Origin of the sequence: Niveispirillum sp. SYP-B3756, assembly GCF_009495745.1 — a bacterium.
Classification (GTDB): domain Bacteria; phylum Pseudomonadota; class Alphaproteobacteria; order Azospirillales; family Azospirillaceae; genus Niveispirillum.
On record NZ_WIDQ01000011.1, the window covers coordinates 55,998 to 73,513 of the forward strand.

At 63.4% G+C, this 17,516-nt stretch carries 16 protein-coding genes; 11 read left to right on the plus strand and 5 right to left on the minus strand.

Features of this window, described 5'->3' with window-relative positions:
* Positions 1-16 precede the first annotated feature (16 nt).
* The 10 genes from tssE to GE253_RS18710 all read left to right on the plus strand — a co-directional run bounded on the left by tssE (position 17) and on the right by GE253_RS18710 (position 12,349).
* Positions 17-592: a type VI secretion system baseplate subunit TssE gene (gene tssE / locus GE253_RS18665; protein ID WP_153205664.1), complete on the plus strand. Its 576-nt coding sequence runs from the start codon at positions 17-19 to the stop codon at positions 590-592.
* Entirely contained in the window at positions 582-2,411 is a 1,830-nt protein-coding gene (tssF, locus tag GE253_RS18670; RefSeq protein WP_173012724.1) for a type VI secretion system baseplate subunit TssF, read from the plus strand. Before tssE ends, tssF begins: the two co-directional genes overlap by 11 nt.
* Positions 2,375-3,451 carry a type VI secretion system baseplate subunit TssG gene (gene tssG / locus GE253_RS18675; protein WP_153205666.1) on the plus strand — a complete coding sequence of 359 codons (1,077 nt, stop codon included), beginning with the start codon at positions 2,375-2,377 and terminating at the stop codon, positions 3,449-3,451. The genes tssF and tssG overlap by 37 nt, the downstream gene beginning before the upstream one ends.
* 86 nt (positions 3,452-3,537) lie before the next feature.
* Entirely contained in the window at positions 3,538-5,010 is a 1,473-nt protein-coding gene (locus GE253_RS18680; RefSeq protein WP_153205667.1) for a DUF4157 domain-containing protein, read from the plus strand.
* 31 nt (positions 5,011-5,041) lie between these two features.
* Entirely contained in the window at positions 5,042-7,693 is a 2,652-nt protein-coding gene (gene tssH, locus GE253_RS18685) for a type VI secretion system ATPase TssH (protein ID WP_153205668.1), read from the plus strand.
* On the plus strand, positions 7,690-9,702 hold the full coding sequence (gene tssI, locus GE253_RS18690) for a type VI secretion system tip protein VgrG (protein ID WP_153205669.1): 2,013 nt from the start codon (positions 7,690-7,692) through the stop codon (positions 9,700-9,702). The genes tssH and tssI overlap by 4 nt, the downstream gene beginning before the upstream one ends.
* A 12-nt stretch (positions 9,703-9,714) precedes the next feature.
* Positions 9,715-10,326 (plus strand): toxin-antitoxin system YwqK family antitoxin, encoded by a 612-nt coding sequence (locus tag GE253_RS18695; protein ID WP_153205670.1) that lies wholly within the window; start codon positions 9,715-9,717, stop codon positions 10,324-10,326.
* Positions 10,327-10,329: 3 nt separating this feature from the next.
* Positions 10,330-10,719: a DUF4280 domain-containing protein gene (locus tag GE253_RS18700; protein ID WP_153205671.1), complete on the plus strand. Its 390-nt coding sequence runs from the start codon at positions 10,330-10,332 to the stop codon at positions 10,717-10,719.
* Between the two features lie 248 nt (positions 10,720-10,967).
* The gene (locus tag GE253_RS18705) at positions 10,968-11,717 is read left to right on the plus strand and encodes a hypothetical protein (RefSeq protein ID WP_153205672.1); all 750 of its coding nucleotides are present in this window, start codon (positions 10,968-10,970) and stop codon (positions 11,715-11,717) included.
* Positions 11,714-12,349, plus strand: a complete 636-nt coding sequence (locus GE253_RS18710; RefSeq protein ID WP_153205673.1) for a hypothetical protein — start codon at positions 11,714-11,716, stop codon at positions 12,347-12,349. The genes GE253_RS18705 and GE253_RS18710 overlap by 4 nt, the downstream gene beginning before the upstream one ends.
* Before the next feature lie 13 nt (positions 12,350-12,362).
* Here GE253_RS18710 and GE253_RS18715 read toward each other — a convergent pair whose 3' ends face one another.
* From GE253_RS18715 to GE253_RS18735, 5 genes are read right to left on the minus strand one after another with little or no spacing between them, the layout of a single operon-like run.
* Positions 12,363-13,637 (minus strand): aminotransferase class I/II-fold pyridoxal phosphate-dependent enzyme, encoded by a 1,275-nt coding sequence (locus GE253_RS18715; protein ID WP_211101515.1) that lies wholly within the window; start codon positions 13,635-13,637, stop codon positions 12,363-12,365.
* On the minus strand, positions 13,618-14,001 hold the full coding sequence (locus tag GE253_RS18720) for an EamA family transporter (protein WP_153205675.1): 384 nt from the start codon (positions 13,999-14,001) through the stop codon (positions 13,618-13,620). Before GE253_RS18720 ends, GE253_RS18715 begins: the two co-directional genes overlap by 20 nt.
* The gene (locus tag GE253_RS18725) at positions 14,001-14,324 is read right to left on the minus strand and encodes an EamA family transporter (RefSeq protein ID WP_247878741.1); all 324 of its coding nucleotides are present in this window, start codon (positions 14,322-14,324) and stop codon (positions 14,001-14,003) included. The genes GE253_RS18720 and GE253_RS18725 overlap by 1 nt, the downstream gene beginning before the upstream one ends.
* A 46-nt stretch (positions 14,325-14,370) precedes the next feature.
* On the minus strand, positions 14,371-15,168 hold the full coding sequence (locus GE253_RS18730; RefSeq protein ID WP_153205677.1) for a MipA/OmpV family protein: 798 nt from the start codon (positions 15,166-15,168) through the stop codon (positions 14,371-14,373).
* A gap of 11 nt (positions 15,169-15,179) precedes the next feature.
* Positions 15,180-16,523: an aspartate aminotransferase family protein gene (locus GE253_RS18735; RefSeq protein WP_153205678.1), complete on the minus strand. Its 1,344-nt coding sequence runs from the start codon at positions 16,521-16,523 to the stop codon at positions 15,180-15,182.
* Positions 16,524-16,824: 301 nt separating this feature from the next.
* On the opposite strand from GE253_RS18735, the gene GE253_RS18740 reads away from it, so the two are divergent.
* The gene (locus GE253_RS18740) at positions 16,825-17,511 is read left to right on the plus strand and encodes an HAD-IB family phosphatase (RefSeq protein ID WP_247878742.1); all 687 of its coding nucleotides are present in this window, start codon (positions 16,825-16,827) and stop codon (positions 17,509-17,511) included.
* Positions 17,512-17,516: the final 5 nt, after the last annotated feature.

A 17,516-nucleotide genomic window follows, 5' to 3' on the forward strand; every position in this document is an offset into this window, starting at 1 on the left:
TTCCTGAAGGCCCCGCATGAGTGGACCCAGACTTCTTCCCGGCGCGCCGGTACCCCTGTTCGAACGGCTGGTGGATGGTGTCACCGATGGCGATGGCAGCGCGCCGTCGCTGGACCGTGATGGGCTGATCCTGTCCATCGCGGCGGAGATATCGTCCCTGCTGAACACCCGCCTGCCGCGTGCCCGCGCGGCCATGGGGGGCCGTGCCCGCACGGTGCTGGATTATGGTGTGCCCGACCTATCCGCCTTCCAGCCCTTTGACAATGAACGGGAAGCCGAGCTGGTGGGGGAACTGGCGGTGGCAATTGCCGCGTTTGAGCCACGGCTGATCGCGCCTAAAGTCCGGTTGCACCGGCTGGATGGCGCACGCCGTGCCGCCTTCATGCGCGAATGGTCGGAACGGGCGGCACGGTTGCCCCCCAACCAGCAGCTGCGCCGGCTGGGCGGCTGGTTCAGCGTGCTGCCGGAAAGCCATGATCGCCAGTCGCTGCTGGTGGAAATCAGCGGACAGATCCGGCTCGACGGCCGCATCGAACCGGTGGATTTTCCCGTCATCATCCGTGACGGCATGGGAGGAAGCGATGCCGCGTGAGGAGGCCGATGCCCTGTTTGAGGCCTATGAGCGCGAACTGCTCTATCTGCGCAATGAAGGGGCGGAATTTGCGGCCGCCTATCCCAAGGTGGCGGGCCGGCTGGATTTCAACGGCCATGAAAGCCGCGATCCGCATACCGAACGCTTGCTGGAGAGTTTCGCCTTTCTGACCGCGCGCATCCAGCGCACGCTGGATGCCGATTTTCCCCTGATCCCGGCGGCCCTGCTAGAGGCGACATATCCCCAGCTGGTGGCGCCAGTGCCCAGCATGGCGATTGCCCGGTTTGAGGTGGATGCCGGGCAAGCCCGTGCTGCCCTGGGCTTCCAGCTGCCCGACAATATCGCCCTGTTTGCGCAGAGCACGCAGGAGGGCCTGACCTGCCATTTCCGCAGCTGCTATCCGCTCCGGCTCTGGCCGGTGGAGGTGGCGGGGATGGATTTGCAGATGCCCGAACGGTTCCCCACCCTGGCCCGGTTGGGGGCGACGGCGGGGGTACTGCGGCTGCGGCTGCGGGCCTTGGGTACGCTGACCTTTGCTGATATACGGCCGGACAGGCTGCGCTTCTATCTGGATGCCGATCCGATGCTGGCCGGCATCCTCTATGAATTGCTGCTGAATAATTGCCACAGCGTGGTGCTGAAGGCGCCGGGCGAGGGGGCCGCGATCACCCTGCTGCCGGCCGATGCGATACGGCCGGTAGGGTTCGCGGAGGATGAGGACGTGTTGCCGTTCCCCGGCCATAGCCATCAAGCCTATCGGCTGATTCGGGAATATTTCTGCTTTCCGCAGAAATTCCAGTTCATCGATGTGGCGGGCCTGTCGGGCTGGCCGGCGGGGCAGGAGGCAGAACTGCTGTTCCTGCTGGACCGGGTGCCCGACCGGGCCGAGCGGCTGGACCGCATCCAGGTGCGCACCAATTGCACCCCCATCATCAACCTGTTCCCGAAAACCAGCGAGCCGGTGCGGCTGGACCAGACCCAGGTGGAATATAAGCTGACGCCGGACAGCCGCTGGGAACGGTCTTGCGAGGTGCATTCCATCACCAAACTGTCCAGTGTCAGCAATCCCGGTGATGACAGCCGGCTGGTGCGGCCCTTCTTTTCCTATGACCATCATGCCGCCCGTGCCGGGGCGGATTGTTTCTGGATTGCCCGCCGCCGGCCGGCGGTGCGGGCCGATATGCCGGGCAGCGATATCTGGCTGTCGCTGGTGGATTTGAAACTCGATCCCGGCCAGCCGCCGTCCCAGACGCTCTATGCCCATACGCTTTGCACCAGCCGGGGCATGGCGGAACAGCTGGCACCGGGTACCCTGTTGAATCTGGAGGTGGATGCCCCGGTGGCGCGGGTCAGCTGCCTGAACCGGCCCACCCGTCAGATCGCCGCCCCGCAACAGGGGGAGACTTTATGGCAGCTGGTCTCCTCCCTGTCGCTGAACCAGCTCTCCCTGGGCGATGCGACGGCGCCGGAGGCATCGCTGCGGGCGCTGCGGGAAATCCTGATCCTTTATGGCCATGGTGGCGGGGCAGAGGTGCAGCAGCAGGCGGCGGGGCTTTACAGCCTGTCGGCCCGTTCCCTGGTGCGCCGCATCGGCAGCGAGGCCTGGCGCGGCTTTGTGCGCGGAACGGAGGTGACGTTGACCCTGGATGAAACACAGTTCATCGGCGGCAGCGCCTTTCTGCTGGCCACCGTGCTGGACCGTTTCCTGGCGCTTTATGCCGGGATCAACAGCTTTACCCAGCTGGTGCTGAAAAGCCGCCAGCGTGATGGAGTGTGGAAGACATGGCCGGCCCGGGTTGGCGCGCGAAACGTTCTCTGATCCGCCAGCTGTTGGCGGATTCCGGCCGGTTTGAGGCGCTGCAAGCGGTCCGCATCCTGGAACTGGATGCGGCGCGCAGGGCAGAGCGTGCGCATACGCGCGGCTTCGTTCCCCCGGCCAGCGGCAATGATGCCGGGGCGGAGGCGATCCGTTTCCGGTCATCGCTCGGCGTGGTGCTGCCCGGCGGGCAGGTGCAGGAGATCAAGGAGCAGGCCAGCCCGTCCGGCCGCGTGCGCTATACGCTGCGGCAAAGCCTGCTGGGGCTGGCCGGCTCCTTCGGTCCATTGCCACAGCCAATGGCGGAACTGGTGACGGAGCGGGCGCGGGCGGGCGATTTCGCCATGCGCGATTTCCTGGACCTGTTCAACCATCGGCTGGTTTCCATCCAGATGCGTTCCCGCCGGTCGCACCGGCCAGAACTGGCCGGGCTGGCGCCGTGGGAGACCAATCTGGCTGAATTCGCAGCTGCCCTCTGCGGTATCGGCACGCCGGCCCTGAAAGGCCGGCTGCCGGTGGCGGACCGGGGGCTTTACCGTTTCGTCGGCCTGTTGGGTCACCAGCCGGCCAGCCAGCACGGGCTGGAACGGCTGCTGGCGGGGCATTTCGGATTGCCGGTGCGCATCCATCCCTTGCAGGGCAACTGGATGGCGCTGGAGCCGGAAGATCATACGCGGCTGGGCCGCGCGGCCGACAGCACCCGGCTGGGCCGGGGGGCCGTGCTGGGCACGCGTGTCTGGGATCAGGCGGCCGGCATTCTGGTGGAACTGGGGCCGCTGGGCCTGCGTCATTACCTCTCCTTCATGCCGGGCAAGCCGGCCTTGCGGGAATTGCTGGCCCTGGTCGCCTTCCATGCCGGCCCGCAGTTGGAAGTGACGCTACGCCTGCGCCTGCGGGGGGATCAGGTGCCGAAACTGCACCTGAAACACGCCTCCGGCCGCGCCCTGGGCCGCACCACCCTGCTGGGCGGGCGGTCGCCGGAACGGGAGATGGTGGTGACCATCCGACCGGGGGAGGCAGGGGGACAATGCAAAGATCAATGAGCGCTGATGAGAGAGGGAGGGACGCTTGACGTCCCCGCCCTGTTATGAATGTATCATAATATGCCACTTGTGATGGTGGAGGTTCCATGTCAGGCCAAGTCATTCAAGGACGTTTTCAGGGAAGCGGTCCCCGCTTGCCGGTATTCGGCAAGCCAGTGATGCAGCCCAAGACAGGTGCACCGATCGCAGGCGCGCAGCAATTACCGCCCGGATTCCTTCGATCAACGGCTGGCGGTCGTGCGCTACCGGATGTCGTGCGCACAAAAATGGAGTTTTTTTTCAAAGCTGATTTTTCAGATATTCGCGTGCATGTGGGGCCGGAAGCGCCAAGTATCGGTGCCCTGGCATTTACGACGGGCAGTAATCTTTATTTTGCCCCTGGTCAGTATAACCCCGATACCCCGCAAGGGCAGGCTTTGCTGGGCCACGAACTGACCCATGTGATTCAACAGCGCCAAGGGCGGGTGCGTAATCCCTTTGGGAATGGCATCGCCGTCGTTCAGGACCGAAACCTGGAAGCTGAGGCGGACCGTATGGGCCAGCGGGCAGCCTTGTCGCGTGCACCGGCAACCAATCCTCCCCCGGCTGTGACCCGGCCACCCCTTTTGGCCGCCGGTCAAATGAAGCCCCATCCGCATGAATTGAAAGGATCCTCACGGATAAGCCCCATTCTGACCCATTCCTGCACATCGCCGACCTGCCACCACCCCTTGCCGGCAGCAGGATTCGGGAACTTGCAGAAATCCGTACAGATGGTTGCCAAGAAAAACACAAGAAAAAAACCAAGAATTGTAAAGCATAAAGAATCATGGTTTCGAGATAAATTAAGAGAGAAATTTGTTGATCTGAAAATGATGCGGTTGGCGAAAAAAATTCACCGGTCAAACTTGTATGTCGGTTCTATTGGCGTTCCAGTCGCCGCAAAATCAATGACAAAGGACAGACTTTTTGTCCGCCATTTGTCATCTGCTTTGTTGGAAACAAACAGAGAAATGGTGGAGGTGCAATCTGCGGTAAACAATTCAAGAAAATGTGTTTATGTGGCGTGCAATACAAAAGAATCTCATCTTTTAAAATTTATTGGAGACGCTGAAACGGTTGATGATATTGACTTCTCCAATGTAGTGACGCAACGCTCCAGGGTGACGCGTCATGTCAAAAAATTGCCACAAGATATTAGCGCCTCTTATTCTGGATATAAAATATATGTTGTCCGTGGTCTGGCAGGCCAACACGCTGAAACAAAAATTGTTGGAGCTGGCAAGCAGTTTGATTACATCGGCGGGACAAGAAGACCTTGCTTCGCCTGTACATTATTTTTCAAGCTGCATGGAGTGCATGAGAGTAAATACAATCCACATTATGGCGCGTATTGGGATTCAAATACAGCCTTGAAATCGTATGTCAGAATATCTGAACAAAGCAGAGAAAGATTCAAAAAATTAGTCGAAAGCAATAAGATAAAGCAAATCAAGCATTTTTATAACGAAAATGCAACAGCGCAGGAGGTTTATGATTATGATACAGACAGCGATAATGAAGATGATTACGACGATTGATGGTTCTTTTGTCTCACTTAATGGCTGATTCATGTCCACCCTCGCCACGCTGATCGCCCGCCTGAACCCCTCCACCAAGCGGGCGCTTGAGGGGGCGGCCCAGCTTTGTCTCGCGCAGACGCATTTTGCGGTCGAGGTGGAGCATCTGCTGCTGAAACTGGTGGAGCAGGGGGATGGCGATCTGCCGCCGATCCTGCGCTATTATGAGATCGACACCGGCGCGCTTCAGTCCCAACTGACGGCCACGCTGGACCGGCTGAAGCGCGGCAACAGCCGCACGCCGGCCTTTTCTGACCATATCGTCCGGCTGCTGCAATCGGCCTGGCTCGTCTCCAGCCTGGACCTGTCGGCCCCGCTGGTGCGCTCGGGCGCTATTCTGAAGGCGTTGCTGGAGGATGATGCCCTGCGCGGCTTGTTGCTGGAACCGGTGCCGCTGCTGGCGAAAATACCGCGCGGGCGGCTGGTGGAGGATTTGCCCGAGCTGATCAAGGGATCGGCGGAGGATGTGCCGGGGCTGGGGGTGGCGTTGCCCATCGTACCTGCCAAGGGGGCAAATGGCCCAATCCCATCCAGCACCGCCCAGCCCAGCCCGGCGCTGGATGCCTATACCATTGACCTGACCGCCCAGGCGCGGGCCGGCAAATCCGATCCCGTGGTGGGGCGGGATGGCGAAATCCGCCAGTTGATTGACGTGCTGATGCGGCGGCGCCAGAACAACCCCATCCTGACCGGCGATCCCGGTGTCGGCAAAACGGCGGTGGTGGAGGGGTTGGCCCAGCGTATTGTTGAAGGGTCGGTGCCGCCGCCGCTGAAGCCGGTGCGGCTGCTGTCACTCGACCTTGGCCTGTTGCAGGCGGGTGCCGGCGTGCGGGGGGAGTTTGAGGATCGGTTGAAACGGGTGATCCAGGAGGTAGCGCAGAGCCCGGCACCCATCATCCTGTTCATCGATGAGGCACATAGCTTGATCGGGGCCGGCGGGTCGGCGGGGCAGGGTGATGCCGCCAACCTGTTGAAACCGGCGCTGGCCCGCGGGGAATTGCGCACCATCGCCGCCACCACCTGGGCTGAATATAAGAAATATTTTGAGAAAGACCCCGCACTGGCCCGCCGCTTCCAGGTGGTGAAGGTGGATGAACCGGATGAGGCGACGGCGGTGGCGATGCTGCGCGGGCTGGTGCCGAAGCTGGAGGCGCATCATGGTGTGCGGGTGCTGGATGAGGCGGTGGCCGATGCCGTGCGTCTGTCCCACCGCTATATCACCGGGCGGCAATTGCCGGACAAGGCCATCGGCGTGCTGGATACCGCCTGTGCCCGTGTCGCCATCGCCCAGAATGGGGAGCCGCCGGCGCTGGAGGCAGCCCGGCGGGAGGTGCGGCAACTGACCGATGAAATCGCCCTGCTGGGCCGGGAAAAGGCGCGTGGCCGCGACCATGGGGAGCGGATAGAGGCGCTGGAAGACAGCCGCGAGCAGGCCCAGGACCGGCTGGAACGGCTGCGCCAGCGCTGGGTGCAGGAAGGCGCATTGGCCGCCCGCGTGCGGGAGTTGGAGGAGAAACTGGCCGCCGGCACCTTGCGCGGGGCCGATTTCAGCAAAGCGCTGGATGACCTGGAAGGCTTGCGGCTGGAACTGGAGCAGATCCAGCAGGATGAAACCCTGGTGCCATTGTCGGTCGATCACCGCGCCGTTGCCGCCGTCGTTTCCGGCTGGACCGGCATTCCGGTGGGGCGGATGTTGACCGACAATATCGCCGCCGTGCGCCGCCTGCGCCAGCGCATGGCCGAGCGGGTGGTGGGGCAGGATGATGCGCTGGACGCCGTGGCCCGCCGCATCCAGACCTATTACGCCTCCCTGGCCGAACCGGGAAAACCCACCGGCGTTTTCCTGCTGGTCGGCCCGTCCGGCGTGGGCAAGACGGAAACGGCGCTGGCGCTGGCCGACCTGCTGTTCGGCGGTGAACGGGCCATGGTGACCATCAACATGTCGGAATATCAGGAGGCGCACAGCGTTTCCGGCCTGAAGGGTGCCCCGCCCGGCTATGTCGGCTATGGGCGCGGCGGGGTGCTGACGGAGGCGGTGCGCCGCAACCCCTATGCCGTGGTGCTGCTGGACGAGGTGGAAAAGGCCCATACCGATGTGCTGGAACTGTTCTATCAGGTGTTCGATAAGGGCGTGCTGGAGGATGGCGAGGGCGTTCCGGTTGATTTCAAAAACACGGTGATCCTGCTGACCAGCAATCTGGGGGCCGACATCATCCATGAACGCGCCGCCGCCGGGGCCAAGGCGGACACGTTGGTGGAGGCGATCCGCCCCGCCCTGGTGCGGCATTTCAAGCCGGCCCTGCTGGGCCGCATGGTGGTGGTGCCCTATCTGCCGCTGCCGCCGGCCCGGCTGGGGGAGATTGTGCGCCTGAAACTATCGCGCATCCAGGCGCGCATGGCCGATGCCTATCAGGCCGAACTGACCTATGATGAAGCAGTGGTGGCCCATATCGTTGCCCGCTGCCGGGCGGCCGATGCGGGTGCCCGCGCCATCGACCAGATCCTGACCAATAACCTGCTGCCGCAATTGTCGGGGGAGGTGCTGGAAAGGCTGGCCAATGGTGCCGCGATTGATCTGGTGCATGTCGCCACCGATCCGGCCGGGGCCGGGCTGGTGGTTCGGTTTGGGAAGCAGGGTGCATGAGTGATGCCTGGACGCAGGATGGCCAGTCGCTGTCGCTATCGACATCGCTGGGCAAGGACAAGCTGGTCCTGCGGGAACTGACGGGGCAGGAGGGTGTCTGCTCCCTGTTCAGCTTCGACATTACGGCCACGGCGGAAACGGCCGATACCGACCTGTCCAGCCTGATCGGCCAGTCGCCGACGGTGACGCTGATCGGCCCGGACGGGGCCAAGCGCTATATTAACGGGGTCTGTGTGCGGGCGGTGCAGATGGAAAGCACCTGTCAGCTGCAATTGCGCCCCTGGTTGTGGCAATTATCGCTGACCAGCAGCTGCCGCATCTTCCAGAACAAGACAGCGCCGGAGATCATCAAGGCCGTCTTCAGCGATCTGGGCTTCAGCGATTTCAAGGATAGTTTGACGGCGACATATCAGGCGCGTGAATATTGTGTGCAATATAATGAAACGGCGCTGAATTTCGTCTGCCGGCTGATGGAAGATGAAGGCATCTTCTGGTTCTTCACCCATGCGGATGGCAAACATACGCTGGTGCTGGCCGATGATGCCTCCGCCCATAGCAATATTCCCGGCACGGCGACACTGCCCTATATCCCGCTGCCGGCGGAAAAAGGCTGGGTCGATCTGGACCGGGTTGAAAGTTTCACCATCGAAACAATGATGGTCAGCGGTAAGTATCAGGCCGATGATTTCGCTTTCGATACGCCGTCGACAGAGCTGAAGACCAGCGTGTCCGGTCAGGGAAAATTGCAGGTCTATGAATATCCCGGCCTTTACAGCAAGAAAAGCCAGGGCGACGCCCTGGCCAAGATCCGGCTGGCGGAACTGGAAGTGCCGGCCAGCCGGGCCAGCGGCACCGGGTCGGCGCGGGCCATGGCGGCGGGGCTGAAATTCACCCTGTCTGGCCACCCCAAATCGGCGGCCAACGCCGCCTATGTGCTGCATCAGGTGGAACATCAGGCCCGGTTCGGGATCTATTCCAACAGCTTCGCCGTCCTGCCGGCCAGCGCCACCTTTCGCCCACCGCGCACGGCCCATCGTCCGCGCATCGCCGGTACCCAGACGGCGATTGTCGTGGGCAAGGCGGGGGAGGAGATCTGGACCGACAAGCATGGCCGCATCAAGGTGCAGTTCCATTGGGACCAGGAAGGCAAGAAGGATGAGAATTCATCCTGCTGGGTGCGCGTGGCCCAGGGCTGGGCAGGCAAAAACTGGGGTTCCTTCTTCCTGCCCCGCATCGGGCAGGAGGTGGTGGTCAGCTTCTTGGATGGCGACCCCGACCGCCCCCTGGTGACGGGATCGGTCTATAATGGGGAACAGCCCGTCCCCTATGCCCTGCCGGACAACCAGACCAAAAGCACGGTAAAATCCAACGCTTCCAAGGGCGGCGGCGGCTATAACGAATTCCGCTTCGAAGATAAAAAGGGGGAGGAGGAGGTTTACCTGCAGGCGGAAAAGGACTTTACCCTTTTGGTAAAGAACCAGCGAAAGGCCACGATCAATGAAGCTGACGATCTGTTGACCATCGATAAGGGCAACCGCACGACCAGTATCACCAAGGGCAATGACACGCTGACCATTTCCGAAGGCGACCTGACCACCCAGGTTGCCAAGGGCAAGGAGACCCATTCGGTGAAGGGCACGCGGTCGGTGACGGTGGAAGGCGATGAGACCCATACCAGCAAGGCTGATGTGACCTGGAACGTGACGGGCGATTTCACCTTGAAGGTGAATGGCAACATCACCATCCAGGCCGGCGGTTCCATCACCTTGAAGGGGGGCACCAGCGCGACTGTGCAAGCCGGTACCGAAGCGACGGTGAAGGCCGGCACAGCAGCCACCATGCAGGCCGGTACCGATGCCACGGTGAAGGGGCTGAATGTCACCGCCAAGGCTGACGTCGGCGCCACCTTGCAAGGGGGCGTGTCGGCAGAGGTGAAGGGCAGCGCCAGCGGCACCATTGATGGCGGCGGCATGTTGACCCTGAAGGGCGGCCTGGTGAAGATCAATTGAGGATGATGCTCCATGGCTGAGGCGCAAACCGCCCCCGATGCCGGCGCACCGGCCCTGCATGAGGAATTTGACGCAGCCGGCACGCTGCGCCGCCGTTTCACCCTGCGCGACGGGCTGCTGGATGGGGTGATGGAGATTTTCGACGTCAAGGGGCGGCCGGAAACAAGGCAATCTTTTCGCCTGGGCGTGCTGGATGGGCCGGCCACCATCTGGCAGGCCGGACGGCTGTCCTTGGAAATGACCTATCAGGATGGGTTGCTGGCGGGGGAGGTGCATTCCTTTGACCCCGCCGGGCGCAAGGTGGCCGTCACTCCCTTTCTGGCAGGGCGCAAGCATGGCACGGCCACCATCTTCTATCCCGATGGTCGGCCCATGCGGGTGGAAACCTATCAGGATGATCTGCTGCAAGGCCCGGTGCTGGATTACCATCCAGGTGGACAGTTGCGGCAGAAGGCCAGCTATGTCGATGGTGTGCTGAGCGGCGAATTGATCGTTTATGATACGGCGGGCCAGGTGCTGGAACGCGCCCTCTATGTCGATGGGGTGCGGCAGAACCCGCTGGGTGATCAGGTGGCGGCCAGCAAGCCAGGCCTGATGGATCGGTTGTTTGGTAAAGGGGGGTAAGCGATGGGCCAGGAGGTGGTGGCGGGTGCGTTGCTGCAATGCAGCTTCGGGGCGGCTCCGGCGGCCTTGTCCGTGCTGCCGATCAATCGCACCATGGCGGGCGGGCCCTGTGCCGCCAATATCATGGATTTCGCCCCCGGCTTGAATATTCCGCCCTTTGCCATGTGCAACAGCGTAGCCAATCCGATGGTGGCAGCGGCGACCGCAGCGGCCTTGGGGGCCTTGACCCCCATGCCCTGTATGCCGGTGACGGTGGCCCCCTGGGCACCCGGTGCGCCCACTGTGCTGATTGGTAATATGCCGGCGCTGAATAACAGCTCCAAATGCATGTGCGCCTGGGGTGGGGTCATCTCTATCAATTTTGCCGGACAGGTAACGGTGCAAGTACCTTGATCTCTTTCCCTCAGTGTCTGTCCGGAAAGTTATCGCGTCTTTCGAACCCTTGACCTTTCCCCACCGTCATTCCCGCGAAGGCGGGAATCCATTCAACAGCGCGGATTTTGGATTCCCGCCTTCGCGGGAATGACGGTTAAGCTATTGTAAAAGAAGCGAAAGTTCTCAGACGGACTCTCAGAATCTGCCATGGTTGAAGCGGAATGCTCCCTCCGCTACCATAGGAGAGCAACCCGCAAGGGGTGAAGATGAGCCCGCCCAATCGCCGTTTCGCGCCACAAGGTGCTATCGCCCAGCCGATGAAGACCTTCGATGCCATCCGCACCGCCCAGCATGGCGGCGCGCGGGTGAGTGCAGGGGAGGAACTGGTGCAGGCCGCCCGTGACATGTTCCAACTGCGCCAGCCCGACCGGGGCGTGATGGTGCGGCCCAACGGCACCTATAATTTCGTGCGCGTGGCGGGCCAGACGCGGGCGCAGTCGCAAACCCTGGTCTCGGCCAAGGCGGGTCATGCCGCCATCGCCGCCGGCCGCCCGGTGCTCTATGCCGGCACCATGCGGTTTGACAATGGCGTGCTGGACTGGTGGAGCAATTATTCCGGCACCTATCAGCCCATCGCGGCCTTCCGTGGTCAGGCCAATCTGCCGGAAGACCGTTTCACACCCTGGCAGGGCCTGCAGATGGGCGGCATCGGAATGCAGCGCAACACTTTCCGTGACCAGCGCCGCGCCCAGGAACCAGAGAAGCCGAAGGTGCCGGCGCCGGCCAAACCAGCCGCCGCAGCCCCTGCACCGCTGAAGCCGACGCCGGCGGTGAAGGCCGCACCCAAGGAAAGGGCGCAGAAGCCCGTTGCCCCCTTGCGACAACCGCAGGTGCCCCCGGCCAAGCCGGCGGTTGCAGCTAGCAAACCGGACGTGGCCGCGCCGCCCACCCGCAGCGTTCCCCAGCCGGCACCACAGGCGGCCCAGCCGCCCGCCCCGCCGGGGAGGACGCGGTGACGCAGCGCCTGCATCCCTTATGGATTATCGCCGGGATGGCCCTGTTCGGCCTGTTGACCTTTCTGGCCGGGCTGCTGCTGGGGCTGTCCTTGGCGGATAAGCCAGAGGAGGGGCGTGCACAGGCGGCGCATGGCACAGCGGCGCCGGCCGGGGTGGCGCCGCATCCAAGCGCAACAGCCACCACCACACCGACACCACCGATTGAGGCCACCAGCGTCCCACCAACGCAGATGGCGGCCGTCAGCCCAGACGTCGCGGAAGGTGGCACGATGGTGAAAGGGTTGCGCAGCGGGGCGGTGACGGATCTGCCCGGCACCCCGCTGGGCCCGCTGGCCACCCAGGCGCTGGCGGCGCAGGGACCGGGGGAACTGCCGCTCTCCAGCCGCGTCATATCGGTGGAGGTGGCGCGGTTCCTGCTGGCATCGGCCGCCGCCGATCTGGTGGTGCAGTTGAAAAAACAAGGCTTCACGGCGGAGACGGTGACGGCCAGTTTTCCCGGTATGCCGCCCTGGCACGTGGTGACGCTGGGGCCGCAGCCGGATGAGCAGACAGCCCACCAATTGGCGATTGAGGCTGCGCGGGCGACTGGCTTGGCGGCACGCGTGGTCAGCTGGCCGAAACCGGCCCCGTGAACGGCCGGCTGGATCAGTCCTGTCCCTGCTGATCGGCGCGCTCTGGCGGCTGTGGCGGCAGGGCGGCCAGCGCCGCCAATGTCGCAAAAATCCGCTCCATATCTTCATCCCGCATCCAGGGGGAATTGCCGATCAACAGGCTGGTGCCGGCAAAGCGGCGGGCGCGGGGGTGGCTGGTGGCAGGGACGATGGGGGTCAGATAGGGATAATCATTCAGCGCATGGACAAACAGGCAGGAAACCCCCACCCCGGCCCCCCAGAGCGCTTGCAGGGCCTGATCCCGCCTTTGCCGGTCCGGCAATTGCACCATCAGGGCAGGCCAGTTTCCCCTGGCCCCCGGCGCATCGGTGATCACCTTGATACCGCTGATCGCTTCCAGCTGTTTGCGTAGCCGTTCCCCCCGCTCCCGCCCGGCTTCCAGGAAATCCGCCAGCCGGGCCAGGGCGCTTTCGCCCACGCCCTGGCGCCAGCGTCCCACCGGGTGCAGCGGGATGTCCATGCCGAAATCGTCGCCGGCGGCAGCCACCATATCCCGTTGCTGCAGATGCCGGCGCAGCGACGCCCCATAGACCCAGGGCAGCAGCCGGGGCCGGTAGCAGAGCGCATAGGCGGCCAGTTCCAGGCTGCGCCGCAGTTCCATCAGGGGCGCAGGGCGCAGGATCTCCGCCGCACTGCGCGCCAGCTCCGCCCGCAGGGCCGGATCGCCGGCAGAAATCAGCCCGCCTTCATAGAGCGTCAGCCCCTTGCCGACGGCGAAACTGAAAAAGCCGATATCGCCCAGGGTGCCCACCGGCTGGCCATCTTGAAACGCCCCGAAGGCCTGGGCGGCGTCTTCCACCACAAAGGCGCCGTGCTGGGCGGCCAGCTGGCGCAGCGGGGCCACGGGGACCACGCGGCCGGCCAGATGGGTGGGGACGATGGCCAGGGTCTGCGGCCCGATCAGCCCCCGCAGCATGTCCAGATCCAGGCCGATGCCGGCCGGGGCCAGATCGCAGGTCACCAGCCGCAGCCCGCAATGGGCCACGGCGATGGCCATCAGTGGGCAGGTATAGGCCGGCACGATCACCTCGCGTCGGGGGCTGCGCCGGGCCAATGTCTTCAGGGCGATAACCAGGGCGGCCGTGCCTGAACAGGTCAGCAGCAGCTGGTCTACCCCCAGAAAGCTGGCGGCAGCGCGGGCAAAGCCGCCCTCGCTTGCCGTGAAACCGGCCAGCAGGTCGCGCCAGCCGATGGGCAGCCCCGCCGTGGGCGGTAATTCGCGGAATGGATCAGGCTGGGCCGGCGGCATGGTCTTCATCCAACGCCAGACAGATGATCCCCGCCACGATGATGATGGCCCCCAGCAATTGCGGCAGGCTGACCACCTCCCCGAACAGCACCACGGCGAAGGGCATGACAGCCACCACCTCCAGATGCGATGCGGCAAAGGCCGGGCCGATGGGGGCATGTTTCAGCAGGGACATCCAGGTGAAGAAGGCACCGATATAGCCGGCCACCGCCATATAGGCACCGGGATGCGCCAGCAACCGCAGCAGCCAATCCACATTGGCCGCCACGGGCAGGGCGGCCTCGGCGGCCAGTTTGAAGCCGATCTGGGCCAGCACGTCGAAACCCAGCAGGAAGATAAAGCCGATAATGATCCCGCGCCGCATCACGCCCCTCCACCCATACCCACCAGGGCGACCCCGATGGCGATCAACAGGATGCCGGCAATCCGCATCCGGCTCAGCCGTTCAGCGAACAACAGCCGCCCGGCGATCATGACGATGATGATATTGACCGATCCCAGCAGCACACCCTGTGACAGGGGAACAGTGGACAGGAAGGCCGTCCAGGCCAGGAATTCCCCGCCATAACAAAGGACACCCAGCCAGATCCAGGGCTGGCCCCCCATGGCGCGCCAGCGCGCCAACCCGTCACCGGGGGCGGTTGCGGCTTTCTTGAAGGCCAGCTGCCCGCCGGTATCGAGCACCATGTTTAAAAGCCAGAGAATGATGGCGAGATTTGACATGGAATGTCCGTCAGAAATCATAAACAAGGAACAGGCCGGAACTGAGCTGATCCCGTGATCCGCCCTGACGTACCAGGGGGGAGCGCGCGGCATCCGACAGCATCCGGCCCCAATTGGCAAAGCCTGCCAGCGACCAGCTTTGGTAAAGTCGAAAGGAGCTTTCCAGATCAAGGCCCGCCATCAGCGGGCCCCCCTTGGGATAGAAGGGGCGAAAGCCGCTATCCGCGGCCTGTCCGGCATCGATGCCGAAATAGGTCTGTTGAAAGCCGTCGCTGGCGATTTCCAGATAGGGACCGAAGGAAATCCCTTTGCGTTCCGCGGGATCGCCGAACGGAATGTTGATGGCGCTTTCTATTTCCAGCATCAGCCGCTGGCGCCCGGGCACCGCATCGCGCCAGGCTTCCACATCCAGGGAGAAGGGGCCGATGCTGTAACTGGCGAAACTGCCCAGGGTGATCGCCTCATCCACCCCCTGCAGGGGTCGCAGGTCGGCGGGCATATCGTGGGTGGCGCGGCCGGCACGATAGCCGGCCGCCAACCCTGCCTCCAGCCCCTCCAGCGACAACAGGGTGAGGCGCAACCCGTTCTCGCTGTCAAAGCTGATACTATTGCCGATCTGGCCATCGACATAAGGATAGGGCTGCAGATGGCTGCCCGATGCCCCCGGATAATGCGGGCCCAGCACCATGCCGGGTCCGGCCGAGAGCCGGATATCCGGCATGGTAAAGACGTCCGCCAGTGACCCGGCCTGCGCAGGCAGGGGGGTACAGCCCAGCAGGGCTGCCAGCAAAAGCAGACGCTTCACCATGCCTGTCCTGGTCAACGCGACAGCATGTCGGTCAGTGTTTCACGCGCTGCGGCCAGCGTCTGATCCACATCATCCACCGTGTGCGCGAAGGAGACGAAGAGGTTTTCATAAGCACCGGGATGGAACATGACGCCCCGGTTCAACATGCCTTCCCACCACAGGCGGAAGGCATCATGGTCGGCATGGCGGGCCGCGTCGCGGTAATTGCGGATCGGCTCGCGGGAGAACCAGAGCTGGAAGACCGGGCCCAGGCCGACGACATGGGCCGGTGCGCGCAGATCGTGGATCAGGCTGGACAGCCCTTCCCGCAGCCGGTCGGATACATTGTACAGGTGCTCGTACATGCCGGGCTTGGCCAGTTCATCCAGTGCAGCATTACCGGCGGCGACCGCAATGCCGTTGGCATTATAGGTACCGGCCATGGAAACACGGCCCTGTTCGACCAGGGCCATGATGTCGGCGCGGCCGCCCATGCAGGCGACCGGGAAGCCGCCGCCCAGACCCTTGGCGAAAACGGACAAGTCAGGGGTGATGCCATAATGGGCCTGCGCGCCGCCGAGCGCGATACGGAAGCCGGTGATCACTTCGTCGAAGATCAGCACCACGCCATGGCGCTCGCTCAACGTGCGCATGGCTTCCAGGTAACCATTTTCCGGCAGGATGCAGCCGGTATTACACATGATTGGTTCGGTGATGATGGCAGCGATGTTCGCCCCTTCGCGCTCCAGCGTCTCCCGCAGGGCGTGCACATCATTCCAGGGCAGGATGATCAAGCTGTCGCCGATGCCGTTGGGCATCCCCGGACCCTGCGGCACGGGGCGCGGTGCGCGGTCGGGGCCGGCCGTTTCCGGGTTGGGGTGCTTGCTCCAGTAAATCCCGTCGGAGAAGCCGTGATACATGCCCTCGAACCGGATGATCTTGTTCTTGCCGGTGAAGGCGCGGGCCAGACGAATGGTGTAGAGCACAGCCTCGGTGCCGGTATTGCACAGACGTACCCGTTCCATGCTGGGCACGGCGCGGCGGATTTTCTCCGCCAGGGCCGTCTCGTCAGCCGCGGGCAGGGCGAAGACGGTGCCATGCTGTTCGATCTGGTTGATGACAGCCTGCGTCACAGCCTTCGGGCGGTGGCCCAGCAGCATGGGCCCCAGACCCAGCAGATAATCGATATATTCATTGCCATCGACGTCGGTAACGCGTGAGCCGGTGCCGTGGGAAATGAACAGCGGATGGGGATCCCACCCGGACCAGGTTGCCCGCGCCGTGCTGTTGACCCCGCCGGGGATGATGGCGCGCGCCTTGTCGAACAGGGCGGCACTCTTACGATAACGGTCGGGCTGACAGTAGCTTTGGGTCATGCTGCGACACCTGCAAGAAAGTGGATAGCGCCGGGCCATCGGCCGGGCGGTGACCCCCTACTGCATTGGCCGTGCCAGCCGTCCGCTTATGGCGGAATATCTATGTTTCCACCTGCTTTGCCCCCGCCATTCGACATCGTCCGGTACCTCCAAAGGCGGGGGAAGCTACAAAATTTGTAGCTCCAATTTTGGAGGAAGGGGTAGTACAGGCGGCGTGAAGCGCGGAAATCCGCCAATACTGGCTTTGGCACAGAGTTTGCGGAATGAAAAGAGCGTCCTCACTTCCCGGATGAATAGCCAAATGCGCGCGCTGCCCCAGCTTTATATCGATTTCGATGGCACCATCTCCGCCACCGATACCACGGACCTGATCCTGGAACGGTTCGCCCTGCCGGAATGGCATGATGTGGAAGCGGCCTGGGAACGCGGTGAAATGGGCTCGCGGGAATGCATGGCCCGGCAGGTGGCCCTGTTGCGCGCCACGCCGGCGGCGATGGCTGAAATGGTGCAGCAGATCGCGGTCGATCCCGGCTTCATGGGTTTTGTCGAGCTGTGCCGGCAATGGAACCTGCCCTTCACCATCCTGTCCGATGGGCTGGATGTGGTGGCGCGCGGCGTGCTGCAACGGTTGGGGGTTGACGCCCCGGTCCTGTCCAACCGGATGGAACCGGTGGGCGAGGATGAATGGCGCCTGACCTTCCCCTATTCCAGCGCCGGCTGTGCCACGGCGGCCGGCAATTGCAAATGCGCCTGCATGGAAGCCGGCCAGCGCCGGACGGGCGGTCTGACCATCCTGATCGGCGATGGCCGGTCGGATTTCTGCGGCGCCGGCAGCGCCGATCAGGTTTTTGCCAAGGGCAAGCTGGCCGCGCATTGCCGTGACCATGCCATTCCGCATCAACCCTTTACCGGCTTCGCCGATCTGACGGCGCTGTTCCATGACTGGCTGGTCCGGAACGCATCGCCGGCCGCAGCAGCGGCGGAATAAGGGCA

Bases quoted from the DNA above. Each gene is read 5' to 3' on its own strand.
- tssE (WP_153205664.1), top strand. From the start codon at position 17: ATGAGTGGACCCAGACTTCTTCCCGGCGCGCCGGTACCCCTGTTCGAA.
- tssF (WP_173012724.1), top strand. From the start codon at position 582: ATGCCGCGTGAGGAGGCCGATGCCCTGTTTGAGGCCTATGAGCGCGAA.
- tssG (WP_153205666.1), top strand. From the start codon at position 2,375: ATGGCCGGCCCGGGTTGGCGCGCGAAACGTTCTCTGATCCGCCAGCTG.
- GE253_RS18680 (WP_153205667.1), top strand. From the start codon at position 3,538: ATGTCAGGCCAAGTCATTCAAGGACGTTTTCAGGGAAGCGGTCCCCGC.
- tssH (WP_153205668.1), top strand. From the start codon at position 5,042: ATGTCCACCCTCGCCACGCTGATCGCCCGCCTGAACCCCTCCACCAAG.
- tssI (WP_153205669.1), top strand. From the start codon at position 7,690: ATGAGTGATGCCTGGACGCAGGATGGCCAGTCGCTGTCGCTATCGACA.
- GE253_RS18695 (WP_153205670.1), top strand. From the start codon at position 9,715: ATGGCTGAGGCGCAAACCGCCCCCGATGCCGGCGCACCGGCCCTGCAT.
- GE253_RS18700 (WP_153205671.1), top strand. From the start codon at position 10,330: ATGGGCCAGGAGGTGGTGGCGGGTGCGTTGCTGCAATGCAGCTTCGGG.
- GE253_RS18705 (WP_153205672.1), top strand. From the start codon at position 10,968: ATGAGCCCGCCCAATCGCCGTTTCGCGCCACAAGGTGCTATCGCCCAG.
- GE253_RS18715 (WP_211101515.1), bottom strand. From the start codon at position 13,637: ATGCCGCCGGCCCAGCCTGATCCATTCCGCGAATTACCGCCCACGGCG.
- GE253_RS18720 (WP_153205675.1), bottom strand. From the start codon at position 14,001: ATGCGGCGCGGGATCATTATCGGCTTTATCTTCCTGCTGGGTTTCGAC.
- GE253_RS18725 (WP_247878741.1), bottom strand. From the start codon at position 14,324: ATGGTGCTCGATACCGGCGGGCAGCTGGCCTTCAAGAAAGCCGCAACC.
- GE253_RS18730 (WP_153205677.1), bottom strand. From the start codon at position 15,168: ATGGTGAAGCGTCTGCTTTTGCTGGCAGCCCTGCTGGGCTGTACCCCC.
- GE253_RS18735 (WP_153205678.1), bottom strand. From the start codon at position 16,523: ATGACCCAAAGCTACTGTCAGCCCGACCGTTATCGTAAGAGTGCCGCC.
- GE253_RS18740 (WP_247878742.1), top strand. From the start codon at position 16,825: ATGCGCGCGCTGCCCCAGCTTTATATCGATTTCGATGGCACCATCTCC.